Annotated in this window: 19 protein-coding genes; 8 read left to right on the top strand and 11 right to left on the bottom strand. The window is 42.8% G+C overall.

Going from position 1 to position 17,441, the window contains the following annotated elements; all coding sequences use genetic code 11:
• Positions 1-2: 2 nt before the first annotated feature.
• Positions 3-431, top strand: coding sequence for a NucA/NucB deoxyribonuclease domain-containing protein (locus tag R0K30_RS08970; RefSeq protein WP_410610197.1), 429 nt, complete (start codon positions 3-5; stop codon positions 429-431).
• A gap of 203 nt (positions 432-634) precedes the next feature.
• Positions 635-1,021: a competence protein ComJ gene (locus R0K30_RS08965; RefSeq protein ID WP_099726097.1), complete on the top strand. Its 387-nt coding sequence runs from the start codon at positions 635-637 to the stop codon at positions 1,019-1,021.
• A gap of 1 nt (position 1,022) precedes the next feature.
• Here R0K30_RS08965 and R0K30_RS08960 read toward each other — a convergent pair whose 3' ends face one another.
• Complete coding sequence (locus R0K30_RS08960) at positions 1,023-1,829, bottom strand: AAC(3) family N-acetyltransferase (protein WP_099726098.1); 807 nt, start codon at positions 1,827-1,829, stop codon at positions 1,023-1,025.
• A gap of 27 nt (positions 1,830-1,856) precedes the next feature.
• The gene (locus R0K30_RS08955) at positions 1,857-2,273 is read right to left on the bottom strand and encodes an Lrp/AsnC family transcriptional regulator (protein WP_180275460.1); all 417 of its coding nucleotides are present in this window, start codon (positions 2,271-2,273) and stop codon (positions 1,857-1,859) included.
• Positions 2,274-2,389: 116 nt separating this feature from the next.
• On the opposite strand from R0K30_RS08955, the gene R0K30_RS08950 reads away from it, so the two are divergent.
• On the top strand, positions 2,390-3,157 hold the full coding sequence (locus R0K30_RS08950; protein WP_256499288.1) for an MBL fold metallo-hydrolase: 768 nt from the start codon (positions 2,390-2,392) through the stop codon (positions 3,155-3,157).
• A 46-nt stretch (positions 3,158-3,203) separates the two neighbouring features.
• Here R0K30_RS08950 and R0K30_RS08945 read toward each other — a convergent pair whose 3' ends face one another.
• The gene (locus R0K30_RS08945) at positions 3,204-3,533 is read right to left on the bottom strand and encodes a YckD family protein (RefSeq protein ID WP_099726101.1); all 330 of its coding nucleotides are present in this window, start codon (positions 3,531-3,533) and stop codon (positions 3,204-3,206) included.
• A gap of 239 nt (positions 3,534-3,772) precedes the next feature.
• Between R0K30_RS08945 and R0K30_RS08940 the strand changes: the two genes are divergently transcribed.
• Positions 3,773-4,588, top strand: coding sequence for a transporter substrate-binding domain-containing protein (locus R0K30_RS08940; protein ID WP_370461129.1), 816 nt, complete (start codon positions 3,773-3,775; stop codon positions 4,586-4,588).
• Between the two features lie 12 nt (positions 4,589-4,600).
• Entirely contained in the window at positions 4,601-5,278 is a 678-nt protein-coding gene (locus R0K30_RS08935; RefSeq protein ID WP_099726103.1) for an amino acid ABC transporter permease, read from the top strand.
• Positions 5,279-5,566: 288 nt separating this feature from the next.
• Here R0K30_RS08935 and R0K30_RS08930 read toward each other — a convergent pair whose 3' ends face one another.
• The 5 genes from R0K30_RS08930 to R0K30_RS08910 form a co-directional block, all read right to left on the bottom strand.
• Complete coding sequence (locus R0K30_RS08930; protein WP_410610192.1) at positions 5,567-6,865, bottom strand: arsenic transporter; 1,299 nt, start codon at positions 6,863-6,865, stop codon at positions 5,567-5,569.
• 129 nt (positions 6,866-6,994) lie between these two features.
• Positions 6,995-8,227, bottom strand: a complete 1,233-nt coding sequence (locus R0K30_RS08925) for a PucR family transcriptional regulator (RefSeq protein WP_410610190.1) — start codon at positions 8,225-8,227, stop codon at positions 6,995-6,997.
• Positions 8,228-8,352: 125 nt separating this feature from the next.
• Positions 8,353-9,900, bottom strand: coding sequence for an L-glutamate gamma-semialdehyde dehydrogenase (pruA, locus tag R0K30_RS08920; protein WP_230031257.1), 1,548 nt, complete (start codon positions 9,898-9,900; stop codon positions 8,353-8,355).
• Positions 9,901-9,923: 23 nt separating this feature from the next.
• Complete coding sequence (locus tag R0K30_RS08915; RefSeq protein ID WP_410610187.1) at positions 9,924-10,841, bottom strand: proline dehydrogenase family protein; 918 nt, start codon at positions 10,839-10,841, stop codon at positions 9,924-9,926.
• A 161-nt stretch (positions 10,842-11,002) separates the two neighbouring features.
• On the bottom strand, positions 11,003-11,806 hold the full coding sequence (locus tag R0K30_RS08910) for a nucleotidyltransferase domain-containing protein (RefSeq protein ID WP_410610185.1): 804 nt from the start codon (positions 11,804-11,806) through the stop codon (positions 11,003-11,005).
• Positions 11,807-11,866: 60 nt separating this feature from the next.
• Here R0K30_RS08910 and R0K30_RS08905 point away from each other — a divergent pair, with 60 nt between their 5' ends.
• Positions 11,867-12,181, top strand: coding sequence for a hypothetical protein (locus R0K30_RS08905; RefSeq protein WP_099726109.1), 315 nt, complete (start codon positions 11,867-11,869; stop codon positions 12,179-12,181).
• A 237-nt stretch (positions 12,182-12,418) separates the two neighbouring features.
• Here the strand turns inward: R0K30_RS08905 and R0K30_RS08900 are convergent, their stop codons facing one another.
• Entirely contained in the window at positions 12,419-13,375 is a 957-nt protein-coding gene (locus R0K30_RS08900) for an acetylxylan esterase (protein WP_367308271.1), read from the bottom strand.
• Between the two features lie 265 nt (positions 13,376-13,640).
• Between R0K30_RS08900 and R0K30_RS08895 the strand changes: the two genes are divergently transcribed.
• Positions 13,641-14,426, top strand: coding sequence for a carbon-nitrogen family hydrolase (locus R0K30_RS08895; protein WP_099726312.1), 786 nt, complete (start codon positions 13,641-13,643; stop codon positions 14,424-14,426).
• 82 nt (positions 14,427-14,508) lie between these two features.
• Here R0K30_RS08895 and R0K30_RS08890 read toward each other — a convergent pair whose 3' ends face one another.
• Positions 14,509-15,066, bottom strand: coding sequence for a shikimate kinase (locus R0K30_RS08890; protein WP_099726111.1), 558 nt, complete (start codon positions 15,064-15,066; stop codon positions 14,509-14,511).
• 85 nt (positions 15,067-15,151) lie between these two features.
• Positions 15,152-15,925, bottom strand: a complete 774-nt coding sequence (locus R0K30_RS08885) for an IclR family transcriptional regulator (protein ID WP_099726112.1) — start codon at positions 15,923-15,925, stop codon at positions 15,152-15,154.
• 148 nt (positions 15,926-16,073) lie between these two features.
• Here R0K30_RS08885 and R0K30_RS08880 point away from each other — a divergent pair, with 148 nt between their 5' ends.
• Positions 16,074-17,432: a hypothetical protein gene (locus R0K30_RS08880; RefSeq protein ID WP_257213604.1), complete on the top strand. Its 1,359-nt coding sequence runs from the start codon at positions 16,074-16,076 to the stop codon at positions 17,430-17,432.
• The last annotated feature ends 9 nt before the right edge of the window (positions 17,433-17,441 follow it).

The raw sequence follows: 17,441 nt of genomic DNA, 5'->3' as shown, positions 1-17,441 counted from the left end.
CTATGAAACTTCTTAAAACCATTCTCTTGCTTTTATTGATTGTCATTGGTGTAGCAACAGGCTATATCCAGCTGGAGCAAAGTAAACAAGAGAAGACGAATTCATCTTACGACAAAACCATTCACTTTCCATCAGATCGTTATCCAGAAACAGCGAAGCACATAGAAGAGGCAATTGAGGAAGGTCAATCCTCCATTTGTACAATTGATCGTAAAAATAGCGATGAGCAGAGAGACCGCTCACTTCATGGCATCCCGACAAAGCGCGGATATGACCGGGACGAATGGCCGATGGCGATGTGTAAAGAAGGGGGCAAAGGAGCTTCTGTTAAATATGTACGTCCTTCAGATAACAGAGGGGCAGGCTCTTGGGTAAGTCATCAATTATCAGATGATCCTGATGGCACAAAAATTCAATTTATCATTGATTAGTCCCATTCATCTTTTCTACATTAGAAGCTCTTGCCCATTTAGCAGGAGACTTAAAAGAAATGGTCTCACAATTTCACATCTAGACCCCTCAAACAGTAGCGCAAGACGGCGACAATCGTCTTGCTGCCTAACATTCTCTTCAAAGTTCATTCTTTCAAACATTCACTTTTCAACATAAATTTATGAATAAAGGAGTTTTTTATATGAATGACTTAAATCAAACCTATTCCTTATCGATTTCCTATCACCAAATCACCGTATACGCCGGAAGCGATACACCCCCTGTGATTGATTGGACAGATGATGACATTCTTCAAGGATTCGCAACTGGAGATCAGGGTGTTTCTTTTGAAGGCGTCAACAATGGAAAGGCTTTTATTTTCGTGACATTAAATGAAAATGAGCCCCCAGCATCCTTTGATAGAGTCATAACGGTGCCATTTACACATTCAAGCGATCAAGTTCATATCACAAGCGTCATGGCACAGGTTCTGTCTTTCTCCATTCCAAAAGGAGACTATCAGCTCACCTGCTATACTTCACAACAACCTGATCAAGATCTCTATTACTTTCATTTTCAGACTGTGTAGATCATGACTGGTCGTACTGTTCAAGCCACTTTTCCGCATAGTCTACCGATCCTCTTACCGGTAATAAATACGAATTGGCAAGCCCGATTTGACCACGGTAATGGGTATATCCTGAATGTAAAAAATCACGACCAATCTGTTCAAATAGTTCTTCTCTTGTCATGATATCTTGATACTCTTTCCATACCCTCCATCCATTTTCTAAAATAGGGGCCCCTCGTATCATGAGGTCTTGCTGAGAGATTCTATATTCAGCTAAGTGGAAGGCTGTATGGCTCTCAAATGACGTACCAATCAGCAGTACTTGAGCATCAAGATCGTACATGCGCCCAAGCGGCGAATTTTCTCCTAAACCATAAGAAAGCGCATGGTGTTTCAGAATTTCATGTTTCCTTTTCCCCCAAGCTGTGAATGAAAAATTGGGATGAGTGCTTCTCGCCACGCCTGGGTACTTCCAAAATGTTTCCGCTACCTTTCCCATTGCTGTTGGCGTCGTGTAAGCCGGATCAAATGCAGGCATCGTCTCTTTGATCGATTTCCACCATGAGTAGGGAACGGGCGGATCGATCCAATCGGCGGGATCAGACAGCTCTAACGTTTGTGCCGGCATAACCAATGTTCCCTCTTCTGTTAAGGTTTCCATTAATGCTTGTATGACGGCTACAGCACCTCCATTCACCCAGCCGATAGATGATAAAGATGAGTGAACACATAAAATCATGCCTTTTTTCACACCAAGTTGAACCAAGTCTGCTTTGATTCTTTCCTTTGTCATCGGTTCAGCTTGATTTCTAATGAATTTTTGCATTGTTGCTTTCCTCCTGCGGCTCTTCTATTACCGATGAATGTGACGTTTAACCGCAATAGACAATTTATAATTTGCGTAATTTGTCAGCTCCGTTAAAAACTGATCAAGCTCATCGTGACTGGAGAAATGTCCTTCAGCCATATAACAGCCCTCTCCACTTATTTTAAATAGATTCTTGATTTCTTCCTTTTGATGAAGAAACGACAGTAGCGGTTCATGATGAAGGCTTCGGGTATAGAGCTGCATAAATGTTTGGATGGTCTTCTGTGTCCGCCAATCGATCGAAATGGTATAAGCTTCAATCACACCATCTTCTTCTAGCTTTAACACACGATTTGCAACCGCTTGACCGGTTAAATGAACTTTTTCACCTAGTGCTTTCATGGTTAATCGACTGTTCTTTGAGAGTTCTTTTAAAATGTCCATATCTGTTTGATCTAGCATTGGCTCACCTCTTTCAAAAATCAAGTCCTTCCGCTGAAAGACTTTCATGATCCTCTTTCACATGAAGCTCTTTTAATATACTGTAAACTTAATCAGAAAAAAAGGAGGCCTTTTTAATGAAAATAACGCTCATTCGTAATGCTACTTTATACCTTCAATATGGTCAGTCAACTTTCTTAATCGATCCCTTTTTAGCAGCCAAAGGAACATATCCACCGTTCCCTCATACAGCTAATCAACATTTGAACAACCCCATTGTGGATCTGCCTGTAAACATTGATTTAGACAAGATGTTACAGCCGGATGCTGTCTTGCTCACTCATTTACACGTGGATCACTTTGACGACGAGGCGAAAAAGACATTAGCTCAAGACCAACCAATTTATACTCAATCGGAAAAGGATCAAAAAGAAGTCAAAGAAGCTGGCTTCCAGCATGTCACATGCATTGAAGATGAAATGGACATTTGTGGTGTTCATATTAGACGTACAGGCGGGCAGCATGGGACAGGGGAAACGGCAAAACGGATGGGACAGGTCAGCGGTTTTGTTTTCTCTCATCCTGATGAACCTACCCTTTATATTGCGGGTGATACCATTTGGTGTGATGAGCCAAAAGAAGTTGTGAATACATGCAGGCCAGATGTCATTGTGGTCAATAGTGGGGCTGCTCAATTTTTAGAAGGTGATCCGATCACAATGACCAAGGAAGAGATTTTAGACATTCACCGCTCTCACCCAAATGCTCAAATGATCGCTTGTCATCTTGAAGCTGTGAATCATTGCCTGTTAACAAGAGCTGCATTGGAAGCTTACATTCATGAACATCATGCAGATCAAGCTATTTTTGTCCCTAAAGATGGTGAGACTCTCACCTTCAGATAGGATCGATAAACAAGATGAAACCGGCATCTCGCTGCCGGTTTCATCATTATGGTCGATGGTGCTGTGGTTTTTTCAGTAGTGGAACAAATCCGTTATTTTTTAAGTGATTGTAATGTTCATCCATTCGTTTCGTGATGTGTGTGCCTTGTTCCTTTGTTAACACACCATACTGAACATATTTCTCAATGACTTCTTTTCGTTTCGAAAGAATTTGCTGCTCAAGCTTTTCGATTTGTTTTTGTTGTTCTGTTGTTAATTTTACTTGATGCGTCACTGGACGCTTTTCCATTTGTGGTGTTTCTCCATGAGCCGTTTCCATATGAAAACCAAATAACAGCATCATTGATAATAAGATCAAGCCACTTATTTTTTTCATATCTTTTGTTCCCTCCTTTATTCGAATTTATTTTGTACGCTCCTTCCTTTTTTATACATTCTTTGACAACGTCAAATTGAGCATAATATTCTTACTTTTTCGCTTTTCATCTGAAAACGTTGTCCTAACTGAAAAAGCGTGCTATGTTTTGTTTTGTATAAAAAATAGAGGAGGATTCTTAAATGAGTCGTTTTTATCATAGAAAACCTATATGGGTGTTGCTTGTTGTGTCTGCTCTCATGCTTGTCATGTCTGCTTGCAGTCAATCAGGCTCATCTCAGTCTGGAGAATCAAAGTGGGATCAGATTCAAAAGAAAGGGAAAATCGTGGTTGCTACTTCAGGCACCCTTTATCCTACGTCTTATCATGATACATCAAACGGCAAGGATCAGCTGACTGGCTATGAAGTTGAAGTCGTCAAAGAAGCTTTTAAACGCCTTGACGTGAAAGTAGAATTTAAAGAAATGGGCTATGATGGGATGCTGAGTGCCATTAATTCTGGTCAAGTAGATGCCGCTGCAAACGATATCGACATCACAGATGACCGGAAGGATAAGTTTGCATTTTCAACTCCTTATAAATATTCCTACGGAACGGCTATCGTACGGAAAGATGATTTGTCTGGCATTAAAACTTTAAGAGATTTAAAAGGCAAGAAAGCAGCAGGTGCTGCAACGACCATTTACATGGATGTCGCCCGTAAGTACGGTGCAAAGGAAGTCATTTATGATAATGCCACAAACGAACAATACTTAAAGGATGTCGCAAACGGCCGAACAGATGTCATTTTAAATGATTATTACTTGCAAACACTGGCTCTTGCTGCATTTCCTAAATTAAATATTACGATTCACCCTGACCTGAAATACATGCCGAATGAACAGGGCTTTGTGATGAAGAAAGACAACACAGAGCTTCAAAAAGAATTAAATCGTGTATTAAAAGACATGAAAAAAGACGGAACGATGAAAAAGATTTCCGAGAAGTTCTTTCATCATGCAGACGTCTCAAAGAAAATTGATGCTGATGTCGAAGATGTCGACATTTCCAAATAAGGAGCCGCAATCGTGGGAGATATTCATTTAGAATATATATTTAATCCTGCACTGGCAAAGGCGTCGTTTCCGTTTGTCATGAAAGGCATTTGGCTGACGCTGCTCATATCCTTTGTGAGCATGTTTTTTGGCACGATTCTTGGCTTTTTTATTGCCCTTGCCAGAATGGCGAATACGTGGTTGCTTCGGCTGCCTGCAAGGCTATATATTTCATTCATGCGAGGCGTTCCCATTCTGGTGATTTTGTTTATTCTTTATTTCGGATTCCCTTATATCGGCATTGAGTTTACAGCTGTAACTGCTGCCATTATTGGGTTCACCTTCAATAGTGCTGCCTATATAGCAGAAATCAACCGAGCGGCCCTCTCCTCTGTTCCAAGTGGTCAGGTGGAAGCCGCTAAATCATTAGGTCTCAGCTATTGGCAAACCATGCGTGGTGTCATATTGCCTCAATCCGTTCGCATTGCACTGCCGCCATTGACCAATGTCATGCTCGACTTGATCAAAGCCTCCTCACTGGCAGCGATGATTACTGTACCAGAGCTCTTCCAGCAGGCAAAAATTGTTGGCGGACGAGAATTCGATTATATGACCATGTATATTTTGGTCGCATTGATTTACTGGGGCATTTGCAGTGTGGTCTCATTGCTGCAAGATTATTTGGAAAAACGCTATGCAAAATATCTGTAACAAAAAGAGCAGATCCAATCGATCTTCTCTTAGACTGTTGACAAAGGGCTAAAATGATCTTTATTTTAGCCCTTTGTCTTCTTTTCAGCGTGATAGAAAACCTTTGCAGTCTAGGAAGGACGAGTACTGGAGCGGAGCGAATTTGACATTCGTGAGCACCGGCACGCAGGACTGACAACGAATGCGAGGGTTTGTCTACACGCTGAGAGCAGATCCAACGATCTTCTCTTTTTTTTATATTCAGCGTAGATGAAAAAAGGACGAGACCTGACTGAGAGCACCTGCTCTTTAATGTATCAGCCATAACCACGCATATAACCCCAATAAAGTAAGGATCAAAGTTGGGATGGTCAGGATGATTCCGGCTTTCATGTATGCACCCCAAGAAATATGGACGCCCTTTTTCTTGAGAACGTGAAGCCACAGCAATGTCGCCAATGAGCCGATTGGGGTCATTTTCGGACCAAGGTTGGAACCGATGACATTGGCATAAATCAGTCCGTCTCTCATGACGCCTGCTGTATTTGTATGTCCGATCGCAATCGCATCAATTAACACGGTAGGCAGATTGTTCATGACAGAGGACAGCACTGCCGCAAGCACGCCCATAAACATCGTTCCGGCAAGCAACCCATGCGATGCGCCTTGTTCAATCCATGCCGCCAATATTTCTGTGAGACCGACATTCTTCAGTCCATAGACGACGACATACATGCCGATTGAGAAAAATACAATGGACCACGGTGCTTCTTTTATGACGCGCTTTGTCGCCACTTGCGGACTTCTTCTCGCCAGCCACAAGAAAGCAAGAGCGATACCTCCTACAATGATTGACACGGGAATGCCAATCAATTCCCCTGCGAAATAACCAACTAGCAAGAGTCCTAACACATACCAAGACAAGCGGAACATGCGCATATCACGAATGGCTGACGCTGGCTCCTTCGCCTGTGACAGATCGTATGTCTTTGGGATGAACTTTCTGTAAAACACATAAAGCACAAGCATGCTCGCTCCAAGTGACACGAGGTTTGGCACGAACATGTTCGCTGTATATTCGAGAAAGCCAATATGGAAATAATCGGCAGACACGATATTGACTAGGTTGCTAATGACAAATGGCAAGGAGGTTGTATCAGCAATAAAGCCGCTTGCCATCACAAAGGGCAGGATCATACGCTCATCCAGTTTCAACGCTCTCACCACAGATAAGACAATTGGGGTCAAAATCAGTGCCGCTCCATCGTTGGCAAAGAAAGCTGCCACCACAGCGCCGAGCAATGTTAAATAAATAAACATGCGGACACCGTTCCCTCTTGCAGCTTTTGCCATATGCAGTGCAGCCCATTCAAAGAAACCGATCTCATCTAAAATTAACGAAATGATAATAATGCCAATAAATGCAAAGGTGGCGTTCCATACAATTTGCGTGACTTCCCACACATCGCTCAGATGAACGACACCAAAGGCAAGAGCAAGAATGGCTCCGCCACATGCTGACCATCCAATGGTTAAACGTCCTGGCTGCCAAATGACAAGGACGAGGGTCATGATGAAAATCAAAATGGCCAAGGTGACTGATCCCAAAGGGTGGCCCCCTTTCACTTTTCTCATAAAATCTTTATCTATCATACAACGAAACGCAGCAGTTGTATGCCATTTTCACAACTCGCATGAAAATCCGCAGGTGATCCTGAGCACCTGCGGATTCCATGATTATTGATCTTTTTTCATCAGCATCAATTCAATAAATAACTCACATCGCTGACTAAAATGACTCAAATCAATCGAGGTCATATCAAAGATTTGTTTCATTCGATAGTTTAATGTATTTTGATGAATAAACAACTGCTCCGCAGCTGGCTTTAGCTTGCAATTATTCAATAAGTAGACCTCAAGGGTTTTTAAAAAAGAGGTTTGGCTATCGCGGTCTTTTTCCTTCAAACGTAACAAATCTGGATTGAAGTCGTTTTTCTTCATTTGGTGGCTGTAAATCGAGTCTAAGAAACGGAAGACCCCCAGATTCTCGTAATCATAGGGAATCAGTTCCTGTCCCCCGACAATTTTCACAGCCTTCACTACCTCTATCGCTTCAAATCGACTTGTACTCATTTTCATCACATCGCGATATTCTCTTCCCATCCCAATATACAAAGGGGATGGATGTGAATGCGTTTTCGATTTCAGATGAGCGATGACATCAGCGGCGGTCGCTTTCGGTGAGTGCCGGTCTGACAGACTGCCTAATATGACGACGATGTCTGCTTGCACGGAATAGACGTGATTGACCTTATCTTCTAGCTGCAAATACGTTCTAATGACATCCTTCACATCTTCTGCCGTCTCACTTTTGTTATCGGCAGCGTGTACAACCATGACGGTAAATACAGCCGGAAGTGGAATGCTTAAGTTCTCAGCCTCCCATTTCAGCTCTTCTTCTGTATAAAAATGATCATCCATGACCTTTTTGAAAAATTCCTCAATTTTACCTTCCTTTTTCTCCAGCTGTTTCTTATTTTTATAAATAACTTTTCCAACCTGAAAGGAAGCTTCGTGCAAAAATTGCAGCTCCTCCTGAGAGAGAGAATCCTCAATGTCCTGCACCCAAATAAAGCCCACAACCTCTTGTTTATGCTTTGCGCTCACAGCCACCCGCCGATTAAAACCGAGCTCGTCATGACCGCTCACATAAAAAGGCTCTGACTCCGTGTGAAGCCGCTCGATTACCCCGGTTTTCTTTAACCAATCGACTACAGACCCCGGGCATTCCTTTGAGAAAATCGTTTGCTGATTGACTGGGTCAAACTGCTGAATGCTGTAAGAATTATAAGCAAGGAGCTGGCACTCTGTGCTTTCTAAAATGACTGGTTTTTTTAAATACCCGCTAATAAATGCAATTAACTTATCGACATCAAAAAATGTATGAAGCTTTTCTAATATCTCTTCCATCCCGATTGCTCCCTGATTAAGTGATACATTTATCATACTTCTTTCCGGACAGATTTGCATAGAAACAAGTCGCAGACAAGCAAAAAAAGCATGAACCCGCCTGCACAGGTTCATGCTTTTCCAAATTAAAACATTTCACTAATCGTTTTCGCCTGCATGTGTAGCGCTAGGTAATCTGGACCGCCTGCTTTTGAATCTGTCCCTGACATTTTGAAGCCGCCGAATGGGTGGTATCCCACGATTGCTCCTGTACAGTTACGGTTAAAGTAGAGGTTCCCCACGTGAAACTCCTGTTTCGCACGGTTGATGTGATCACGATTATTTGTAATGACAGCACCAGTCAAACCGTATTCTGTATTGTTGGCTACTTCAAGTGCTTCATCAAAGTTTGAGACTTTTGAGAAGGCCAATACAGGTCCAAAGATTTCTTCTTGCATCAAGCGAGATGTTGGCTCAAGATCTGCAAAAATGGTTGGATGGATAAAGTAACCTTGCGAATCGTCACTCGTTCCGCCAGTGACTAGGCGGCCTTCCTGCTTGCCAACCTCGATATAGTCCGTGATCTTGTCAAAGGAAGCCTGATCAATGACAGGTCCCATGTAGACATCAGCTGATAGAGGATTGGCTGTGGTTTTCGTTTCTGTAATTTCCTTCACTCGCTCGATCACTTGATCATACAGCTTCTCGTGGACGACAGCGCGAGATCCAGCCGAACATTTCTGTCCTGAAAAACCGAAGGCTGATGTAAAAATGGCGTTAGCTGCTAGTTCAACATCTGCATCCTCATCTACAACAACTGTATCCTTACCGCCCATTTCAGCAATGACACGTTTTAAATGCTGCTGACCTGGCTGCACTTTTGCCGCACGTTCAAAGATACGTGTCCCTACCTCTCTTGAACCAGTGAATGTAATGAGGCTTGTTTTCGGATGATCCACTAAGTAATCTCCCACCTCTGCTCCGCTTCCTGGTACAAAGTTGACAACACCCTTTGGAAGACCTGCTTGCTCAAGCTCTTCCACAAAGCGGGCAGCGATGACAGGAGTAGCACTTGCTGGTTTTAAGACGACTGTATTTCCCGTTACGATTGGAGCTACTGTTGTTCCTGCCATGATCGCAAACAAGAAGTTCCACGGCGGAATGACGAGCGTCACGCCAGTTGGTGTGTACACGTATTGATTTCGTTCGCCCTCGCGGCTGTTCACTGGTTTACCTTTCGCCAGCTCCAGCATTTGGCGGGCATAATACTCTAGGAAGTCGATCGCTTCTGCTGTATCTGCATCTGCTTCATTCCAAGGCTTTCCTGCTTCTTTTACAAGAAGTGCTGAATACTCATGCTTTTTACGGCGAATACCTGCCGCAGCACGGAATAATACGCCTGCTCTTTCTTCTGGAGAGGTATAGCGCCATGTTTCAAATGCTTTTGCCGCAGCTTGAACCGCTTGTTCCGCCTCTTCCTTCCCCGCCTTTGACACAGTTCCAACGACTTCATCCTTTTTCGCCGGATTGATCGATACAATCTGGTCTTTTGTTTCGATTCTTTCTCCGTTAATCACTAGCGGATAGGTTTGACCAAGAGATTCAGTTACTTTTGCTAATGCTTGTTCAAACGCTTGGCGGTTTTCTTCCTGGCTAAAATCCGTGAATGGTTCATGTTTGTAAGGTGTTGTCATCTTTGTCACGCTCCCGTTTCAAATTATTTTCTCGTCATCCCTTTTAAAGCAAATGCAATGTTTGCCGGTCGTTCTGCAAGACGTCTCATGTAGTAGCCATACCACTCTCGTCCATACGGGGTATAGACCCTCATTTGATAGCCTTCTTTCACAAGCGTTAGCTGGGTTTCTGACCTCATGCCATACAGCATTTGAAATTCGAACTGACTTGTCTGTATATTGTGTTTTTTCACAATATTTTTCGTGAACTCGATCATTTGATCGTCATGAGTCGCAATGGCTGTATAGTTCCCTGTCAGTAATTGCTTTTCGATCAGCTTCTTATAATTCTGATCGACATCTTTTTTGATTGGATACGCCACTTCGGCGGACTCCTTATAGGCACCCTTTACTAGTCTTAAAAATGGCTGCAGCTCATTTAGGTCATCAAGATCCTTTTCTGTTCTGTACAAATACGCCTGAAGAACCGTACTGACATACTCATATTGAGATTTCATCTCTTTAAAAATGTCCAGCGTTTTTTGACAGCGCTGTTCATCCTCCATATCAATTGTCACCATGATACGATGCTTCTCTGCCGTATCTAAAATGCTTTTCATATTGCGATACACAAGGTCATCGTCAATATCTAGTCCAAGTGATGTCATTTTGAGTGACACGTGGGAATTGAGTTTCGCCTCTGCAATTTGCTGAATGGTTTGAATACACTCATTCGTCCGCTCATTTGCAATCTCTGCCTTTGTGACAAACTCACCAAGGTGATCGACTGTTACGGCCATACCTTGATTATTAAATCGTTTGATCACAGGGATAGCGCTCTCAAAATTCTTCCCCCCGATGATCTTCTTTGATGCAACAGCACTTCCCCAATTACGAGCAATATGGTTCAAGAGACTGCTCTTTGACAAAAACAAGAAGAAATTTCTTGTGACCGACTCCATAAAGGGCACCTCCCACTCTTTGTAAGCTATGTCTTTATTGTAAGGCTCATGAGCTGTCCGCTACAATATTTGAAGATGACAAAAATTCTGACTTTTTTTGTGGTTTTATCACAATACGAGATAAAAAAGAGCCTGCCGCTAACCGGCTGGCTCTTCCTTGCTTACGCCCACACCTCATCAAGGGTAGAGTGCAGTAGCTCATTTAATTCTTCAGTTAGATTGCTTTTCGGCTGATTGTAGCTTTTCACCAATTCATGAAAGCGAGCCAGCTCTTTGTCGATAAATGGATGGACATAGGCGAGGCGGTTCTCTACATCCATTTCTTCTCCATCCATTTTGCGTTTGAGCAGCTCATGAATTTCAGCTAAAAGCGGTCCTTCCTCCACCAGTTCCTCTAGAAGTTCATGAAAATCTATAGGAGGAACCGTCCGGTAGCGTTCAATCCACTGACAGGCAAGCAGAGGACGAAGCACATAAAAGTACTTCTTGATTCGCACCTGCTCTCCTCGTAAATATTGACTTTCATTCCGCTTGGCCATATTGAGATAGTGATACATCAATGCTGCTGGATAAAACGCTCGATCCTTTAATTCTCTTAGCTGCTTTGCCAAAGAGAAAGATTCAGCATAGATAATATCAGAAGACAGCCATTCCATAATGGATGGATTTGATTTATTGAATAAGCGCAGCGCCTTTCTAAGCTCCCAGCCGCTCATATCAAGCTCGTCATCAATGGGCAGCTCAATGACATCACGATGTTCTTCAATCGACCAGTACCATTCCTTCCGAGGAACGTATAAAAAACGAACATCATAATCACTGTCAGTCGAGGGGAATCCCCATGCCCTGCTGCCTGATTCGACGGCAAGACAAATCCTTACGTCATACGTTTCTTCGATGCTTTTCAGCTCTTCCTTGATTCTCTCTCTCAAGCGTCCATCAACTCTTTCTTTAGAATTCTGCATGACTTCTTCACGTTTTGGGAAAATACGAATAAGACATATATGAAAAAGGAGTTGGATCTGATGTCTATATCTCGCATCATGAAATGGATCACCGGAATTTTTGAAGCCTGCCTTGCCATCCCTGTGATTGGAGGACTATTTGTCATCAGCAATGGCTACACACCGCTCATGGTCATGCTTATTCTGCATATTATCACACTCGTCTTATCGAAGCGAGACCATGGACCAATGATTGGAAGTATCATCGGAATTGTCACATCCTGCCTGGCCTGGATTCCGATTCTCGGATTCATCCTGCATATCATCACAGCTCTTGTCCTCATCATCACTGCTTTAGTGCCTGATGAAAAAACAAGACAGAACACGAGTTATTGAAAAAGAGGCCCTCACGCTGAGCGGCCTCTCAGATTGTTGACAAAGGGCTAAAATGATCTTTATTTTAGCCCTTTGTCTTCTTTTCAGCGTGATAGAAAACCTTTGCAGTCTAGGAAGAACGAGCACTGGCGCGGAGCGAATTTGACATTCGTGAGCACCAGCGCGCAGGACTGACAACGAATGCGAGGGTTTGTCTAAACGCTGAGAGGCCCTCACGCTGAGCGGCCTCTTTCTTTTTTATATAAGCAAATGCTTTTGTAAAAAGGACAGCTTCTCTGTTTGAAAAGCGGGTATGAACTCGTGCCCAAAATACCGATAAATCTTGAGCTCTTTGTCAGTTTCTAAATGGTTGTATGCCGCAAATACAGTAGATGGCGGTGTCACTTTATCAATCAGACCGATCGCCATCAATGTTGGCTGTTTCACCCAACCGGCTAAATTGATTAAATCAAAGTAGCTTAATGTCTCAAATACCTTTTCTTCAGCTTCTGGATCACTGTTTCTTCGAAGGTATGAATTGATTTCTAAATAAGGCTGCTCCAAGGCCACATCGACTGCACGTTCAAAGTTTGATAAATAAGGGTAATCAGCCACAACGACCTTCGGAATGTTTGAAAGTGCTGCAGCTGCAATGGCTAATGCGCCCCCTTGACTTCCGCCAATCACGCCGATGCGGTGCTGGTCAACTTCTGGGAAGGACTGAATGACTTCAAGTGCACGAACCGCATCTAAATAAACGCCGCGATAATAGTAGGTATCCTTTGATAAAATGCCTTTTGTCATCCACCCCAATGCGTGCCCGCCTGGTGTTACCGCCGTATCCTCACTGCCGCCTTGACCGCGAACAAGCATTCCGAACGTCGCATAGCCATGCAGCGCCCAGTTGACGATGTCATGAATGCCGCCGTCATAGCTGCCATTGTAGCCATGAAATTGAACAAGTGCTGGGTGCGGACCTGTTTGATCCGGGACAGCATACCAGCCTTCAATACGAGAATGCCCAAAGCTTTGATACGTCAGGCGGTACACTTTGACCCCTTTTGCTGGATAGTCGTAAGGTTCAAGTGCTTTTTTCGGCTCCACTTGATGCAATGCTTCAAGCGATGTCTTCCAAAAGGCAGAGAAATCAGGACGTGCTGTTTTCTTTGGTTTATATCCTTTTAACTCTTCTAGTGGTAAATCGAACAATTGCATATCATACTATTCCCCTTTGTTTTATTAGTTATATGTATCATATCACTGATTTCCTTACATAGACAGTCCTTTTCACTCTCTTCTCTCAATATAGACGAAACCTTCTGACATTTCTATTGGCAAAGATGACATAAACCTTTATGATAAAGAAACTGGCTTGAAGCCTAGATGCTCTCAGGCAGGATCAGCCTATACATTCATTCATGAAGGTGGATCATTCATGAATTTTTACATTTGCACGCAAACGAATAAAGGAGGAACCGTCATGAAAATCGCCCTTATCCAAATGGACGTACAAATTGGAAAACCTGATGTGAACTTTAAGAAAGCAGAAGCGTTTTTAGAAGAAGCGATCCGTCAACAGCCTGACCTGATCATTTTACCCGAAATGTGGAATACCGGATATGCGCTAGAACAGGCAGATCAGCTCGCCGATGTAAACGGAGAACGCACGAAACAGCTCTTCTCTTCCTTTGCCCGCAAGCACCAAGTGTATCTAATCGCAGGAAGTGTATTGAATAAGCGTGCAGAAAATGAAGACATCACCAACACGATGTATGTGTTTAACCGCCAAGGTGAGCTTGTATTAGATTATGATAAAATTCATTTATTCCGCTTAATGGATGAGCACAACTATTTAACCGCTGGTGATCAGCTTGGTTTATTTGACTATGGTGAAGATGTGAAGATCGGCGCGATGATCTGCTATGATCTCCGTTTCCCGCAGCTCTCTAGAACACTTGTGAACAAAGGTGCGAAAGTGCTCGTCAATACCGCCCAATGGCCGTCAGCAAGAGTGGACCATTGGCGCAGCCTGCTCATCGCAAGAGCCATCGAAAACCAATCCTTTATGATTGCTGTCAACCGGACGGGCACAAGCAGGGACACTGAATTCCCTGGACATTCCATGGTGATTGACCCACTCGGCCGTATACTGCTTGAAACAAGCCATGACGAAGACATTCATTATGCAGAAATTGATCTTCAGCTAGTGGATGAAGTGAGACAACAAATTCCTGTCATGACAGATCAGCGTCTAGACTTATATTAAAAAACGAAATCTTCGTGTTTAATTAAACGTTTGTTTAGCCCTCTTCTATATAGAAAAAAGTCTACCCTAGACGGTAGACTTTTTATTTCGAGTATAAATCCCAGCCAAGCTTGAGTGTGTCCACAATATAATTGGCAACTTCCTCAGCCTCTAGATGATCTGTTTCGACTCTTGAGTTATGAAGGGCATAAATTTCCCGGCGCTCTTCAAACAGCTCTTTCATCTCGTCAATCGACCGGTTATGAAGAACAGGGCGGTTTTCGATTAAAATATCCAGCCGCTGCTTCCAATTCTCCCAAGATAAATCAAGGAAAAGAACCGTACAATGCTTCAAGCAGGATCGTTTGATTTCTTCCTGTTTGAACGCACCGCCCCCTAGGGACACAATCTTCAGCTGTGTATGTTCACATAAATCGACGATATAATCCTTTTCAGCCTGCCTGAAGAAAGCTTCTCCTTTTTGCTGAAACATTTCTGGAATCGTCATGTTGTACTTTTTCTCAATCTCCTGATCGACATCAATAAAATCTCTATATAACTTTTTGGCGACGAGCTGCCCAATGGTTGTTTTACCAACGCCCATAAAGCCAATGAGGACAATATTTCGCTGTCTCACAGGGATTTCTCTATTGTTTTTCATGTTCGTGACACGTCCTCCTTACGACAAGGAATGCTACATAATGTTTCTATTATATGATAAATGGGCTGTGAAAAGATAGGCATTCTTAAAAATTGTGTTTGACAACGTAACCGAGCTGTTCGGAGAGCTTTTGGGCGTGTTCCTTCACTTTTTGCTGCAACTGAGGAATGACTTCTTCAGTAAATCTATGAGTTGGACCAGATATTGATAAACATGCCTGCACCTCGCCATGAATGTTAAAGATCGGCGCTGCCACTGCCGCAGATCCGACCTCCCGTTCATCAATACTGCAAGCAGTATACGCCTTAAGAATATGTGCACATTCCTTTTGCCAGTCATCTTTCTTCACGTTTTCAGCCTCAGACATGAATACTTTTTGCTGAAATTCTTCGCTTTGGAAGGCAAGCAAAACCTTTCCACCAGCACCTGCGTATAATGGCAGCTTCTCACCAATCTTGACAAGATGCCTGATGGATTGCAGCCCTTCAGCTTGTTCAATACAAATCCGGCTTGTATGATCTAGCACATATAAATTGACGGTTTCCTTTGTTTCATCACGAAGTTTGTACATAAGCGGCTTTGCCAGTTCCCTCAATTTGATGGACTTCCCAGCAATGTAACCGAGCAGATAAAGCCTTTGACCGAGTCGATATTTGAGTGTATCTTGGTTCTTTTCCACAAAATGATTCATTTCAAGTGCCTTGAGCAGTCTCGTCGTGGTAGACATTGCTAAATTCATCTCTTTTGAAATGTCCGTTAGCGTCAGCTCTTGCCGTTCTTCGCTAAAACAATGAAGAATATCCAAAGCCCGCTGAACGGTACGCAGTCCCGATTCTTCTTTTGACTTTTTATCAGCCATGTTCAATTTCTCCTTTTCCTTTTGATTTCTGTGTCGACATGAACAGCCAACTTTGCTATAATCCATTTTAAATATTCCATTATAAGAAAACAAATTCCACTAGATGGAACCAAAACAATCAATGCTGTTTGTCGGAGGAGATGTTCTGATGTACGTGATGATTTATACACTTCTGATTAGTTTTTACATCGTCAATCAACTATTTCCTGCTCCCATTCTCTCCTATTTTGTCGGTTTACTGGCTGTCGCTTCGCTCACCATTTCTCTCAAGAAGGCCAATGGGCTTTATTTGAAAACTGGTTCTATGTTTCTCTTCATTGGTTTGGTGTTGTTTTTCTTATCTGACCAGCCTTTGCATACGTTTTTTCTCCATTTTCATTCCATGCTAGGCTTACTATCTCTGTTTTTCATGTTGCCTTTTATTCATTCTCTCATACATGTTGGACACTTTGATACACAATTAAATAAGCTGCTCACCTTACATACAACCAGCACAAAACAGCTCTATCGAAAGAGCTCATTTGTGACGCATGTCCTTGGAATGTTTTTAAATATCGCCACCATTCCCTTACTATATACCTCTTTAAAACCTTCACTGGACTCCCTTACAGAACATGTCAGACAGCAGCTCTATACGCGCAATCTCTTAAGGTCCTATGCGCTTTGCCTAAGCTGGAGCCCTGTTGAAGTGCTGGTGAGTGTGACCATTGATGCAACCAAGCTGAAATATTATCAAATTGCACCTGTTACCTTTTGTTTAATGCTGATTGTATTGATGACGGATTGGCTCCTGTTTTCTCGCCAGAGCAAGCGATTACCGGGTATCATCGAATTAGAGGATACACGTACCAACCCAAAGAGAATTAAGCGAAAAACCCTTCAGCTCGCTTTGATGCTGCTGAGTTTTATCACAGTCGTCTCGCTAGTTGATGGATGGGTTGGGAAAGGTTATTTATTCGCCGTTGTGTTAGCGATTATTCCATTTGCTCTATTATTCTCATCTGTCATCAAAAAACGGAAACAATATGTCGCCGTCTCTGTTCCTCATTGGAAGGAGCGCACCAGTCATCTCTCCAATTATATGTGTCTATTTTTAAGTGCCGGTTTCTTTGTCGATATGCTCCTCGTTACTAACAGTCTAAAGCCTATCCAAGCATTTATTGTCAGTATATCAGACCATTCGATCTGGGTTTATTGTGTCATTGGCTTATATTTTCTGATCACTGCACTTTGCGGCTTCCATCCACTTGTGTCGCTTGCTCTGTTAGTAAGCATGTTAACACCTTTCATTCATGAGCTCCCTGCCCTGCCTATCGCGATTGTACTCATTACGGCTGGAACGTCGACGGTCATGTTTAGTCCATTTAATGTTTCCGTCTCGCTATTGGCAGATTTGATGAAGGTCAACCCTTATCGTATCACCCGCTGGAATATATGGTTTGCTGGCTTTTACATCAGTATGGGAATCATATGCGCAACGGTTATCACCGTCATCTTTTATTCATAACAAAAAGAG

The sequence above is a fragment of the Bacillus sp. SIMBA_154 genome (assembly GCF_046536015.1).
Taxonomy (GTDB): Bacteria; Bacillota; Bacilli; order Bacillales; family Bacillaceae; genus Bacillus; species Bacillus pumilus_P.
This window is presented reverse-complemented; position numbering and strand designations above follow the sequence as displayed.

Excerpts from the sequence above, each read along its gene's own strand:
- R0K30_RS08905 (WP_099726109.1), top strand. The coding sequence starts at position 11,867 with ATGTCTATATCTCGCATCATGAAATGGATCACCGGAATTTTTGAAGCC.
- R0K30_RS08900 (WP_367308271.1), bottom strand. The coding sequence starts at position 13,375 with ATGCAATTGTTCGATTTACCACTAGAAGAGTTAAAAGGATATAAACCA.
- R0K30_RS08880 (WP_257213604.1), top strand. The coding sequence starts at position 16,074 with ATGTACGTGATGATTTATACACTTCTGATTAGTTTTTACATCGTCAAT.
- R0K30_RS08885 (WP_099726112.1), bottom strand. The coding sequence starts at position 15,925 with ATGGCTGATAAAAAGTCAAAAGAAGAATCGGGACTGCGTACCGTTCAG.
- R0K30_RS08950 (WP_256499288.1), top strand. The coding sequence starts at position 2,390 with ATGAAAATAACGCTCATTCGTAATGCTACTTTATACCTTCAATATGGT.
- R0K30_RS08960 (WP_099726098.1), bottom strand. The coding sequence starts at position 1,829 with ATGCAAAAATTCATTAGAAATCAAGCTGAACCGATGACAAAGGAAAGA.
- R0K30_RS08890 (WP_099726111.1), bottom strand. The coding sequence starts at position 15,066 with ATGAAAAACAATAGAGAAATCCCTGTGAGACAGCGAAATATTGTCCTC.
- R0K30_RS08940 (WP_370461129.1), top strand. The coding sequence starts at position 3,773 with ATGCTTGTCATGTCTGCTTGCAGTCAATCAGGCTCATCTCAGTCTGGA.
- R0K30_RS08915 (WP_410610187.1), bottom strand. The coding sequence starts at position 10,841 with ATGGAGTCGGTCACAAGAAATTTCTTCTTGTTTTTGTCAAAGAGCAGT.
- R0K30_RS08910 (WP_410610185.1), bottom strand. The coding sequence starts at position 11,806 with ATGCAGAATTCTAAAGAAAGAGTTGATGGACGCTTGAGAGAGAGAATC.
- R0K30_RS08955 (WP_180275460.1), bottom strand. The coding sequence starts at position 2,273 with ATGCTAGATCAAACAGATATGGACATTTTAAAAGAACTCTCAAAGAAC.
- R0K30_RS08970 (WP_410610197.1), top strand. The coding sequence starts at position 3 with ATGAAACTTCTTAAAACCATTCTCTTGCTTTTATTGATTGTCATTGGT.
- R0K30_RS08925 (WP_410610190.1), bottom strand. The coding sequence starts at position 8,227 with ATGGAAGAGATATTAGAAAAGCTTCATACATTTTTTGATGTCGATAAG.
- pruA (WP_230031257.1), bottom strand. The coding sequence starts at position 9,900 with ATGACAACACCTTACAAACATGAACCATTCACGGATTTTAGCCAGGAA.
- R0K30_RS08945 (WP_099726101.1), bottom strand. The coding sequence starts at position 3,533 with ATGAAAAAAATAAGTGGCTTGATCTTATTATCAATGATGCTGTTATTT.
- R0K30_RS08895 (WP_099726312.1), top strand. The coding sequence starts at position 13,641 with ATGAAAATCGCCCTTATCCAAATGGACGTACAAATTGGAAAACCTGAT.
- R0K30_RS08965 (WP_099726097.1), top strand. The coding sequence starts at position 635 with ATGAATGACTTAAATCAAACCTATTCCTTATCGATTTCCTATCACCAA.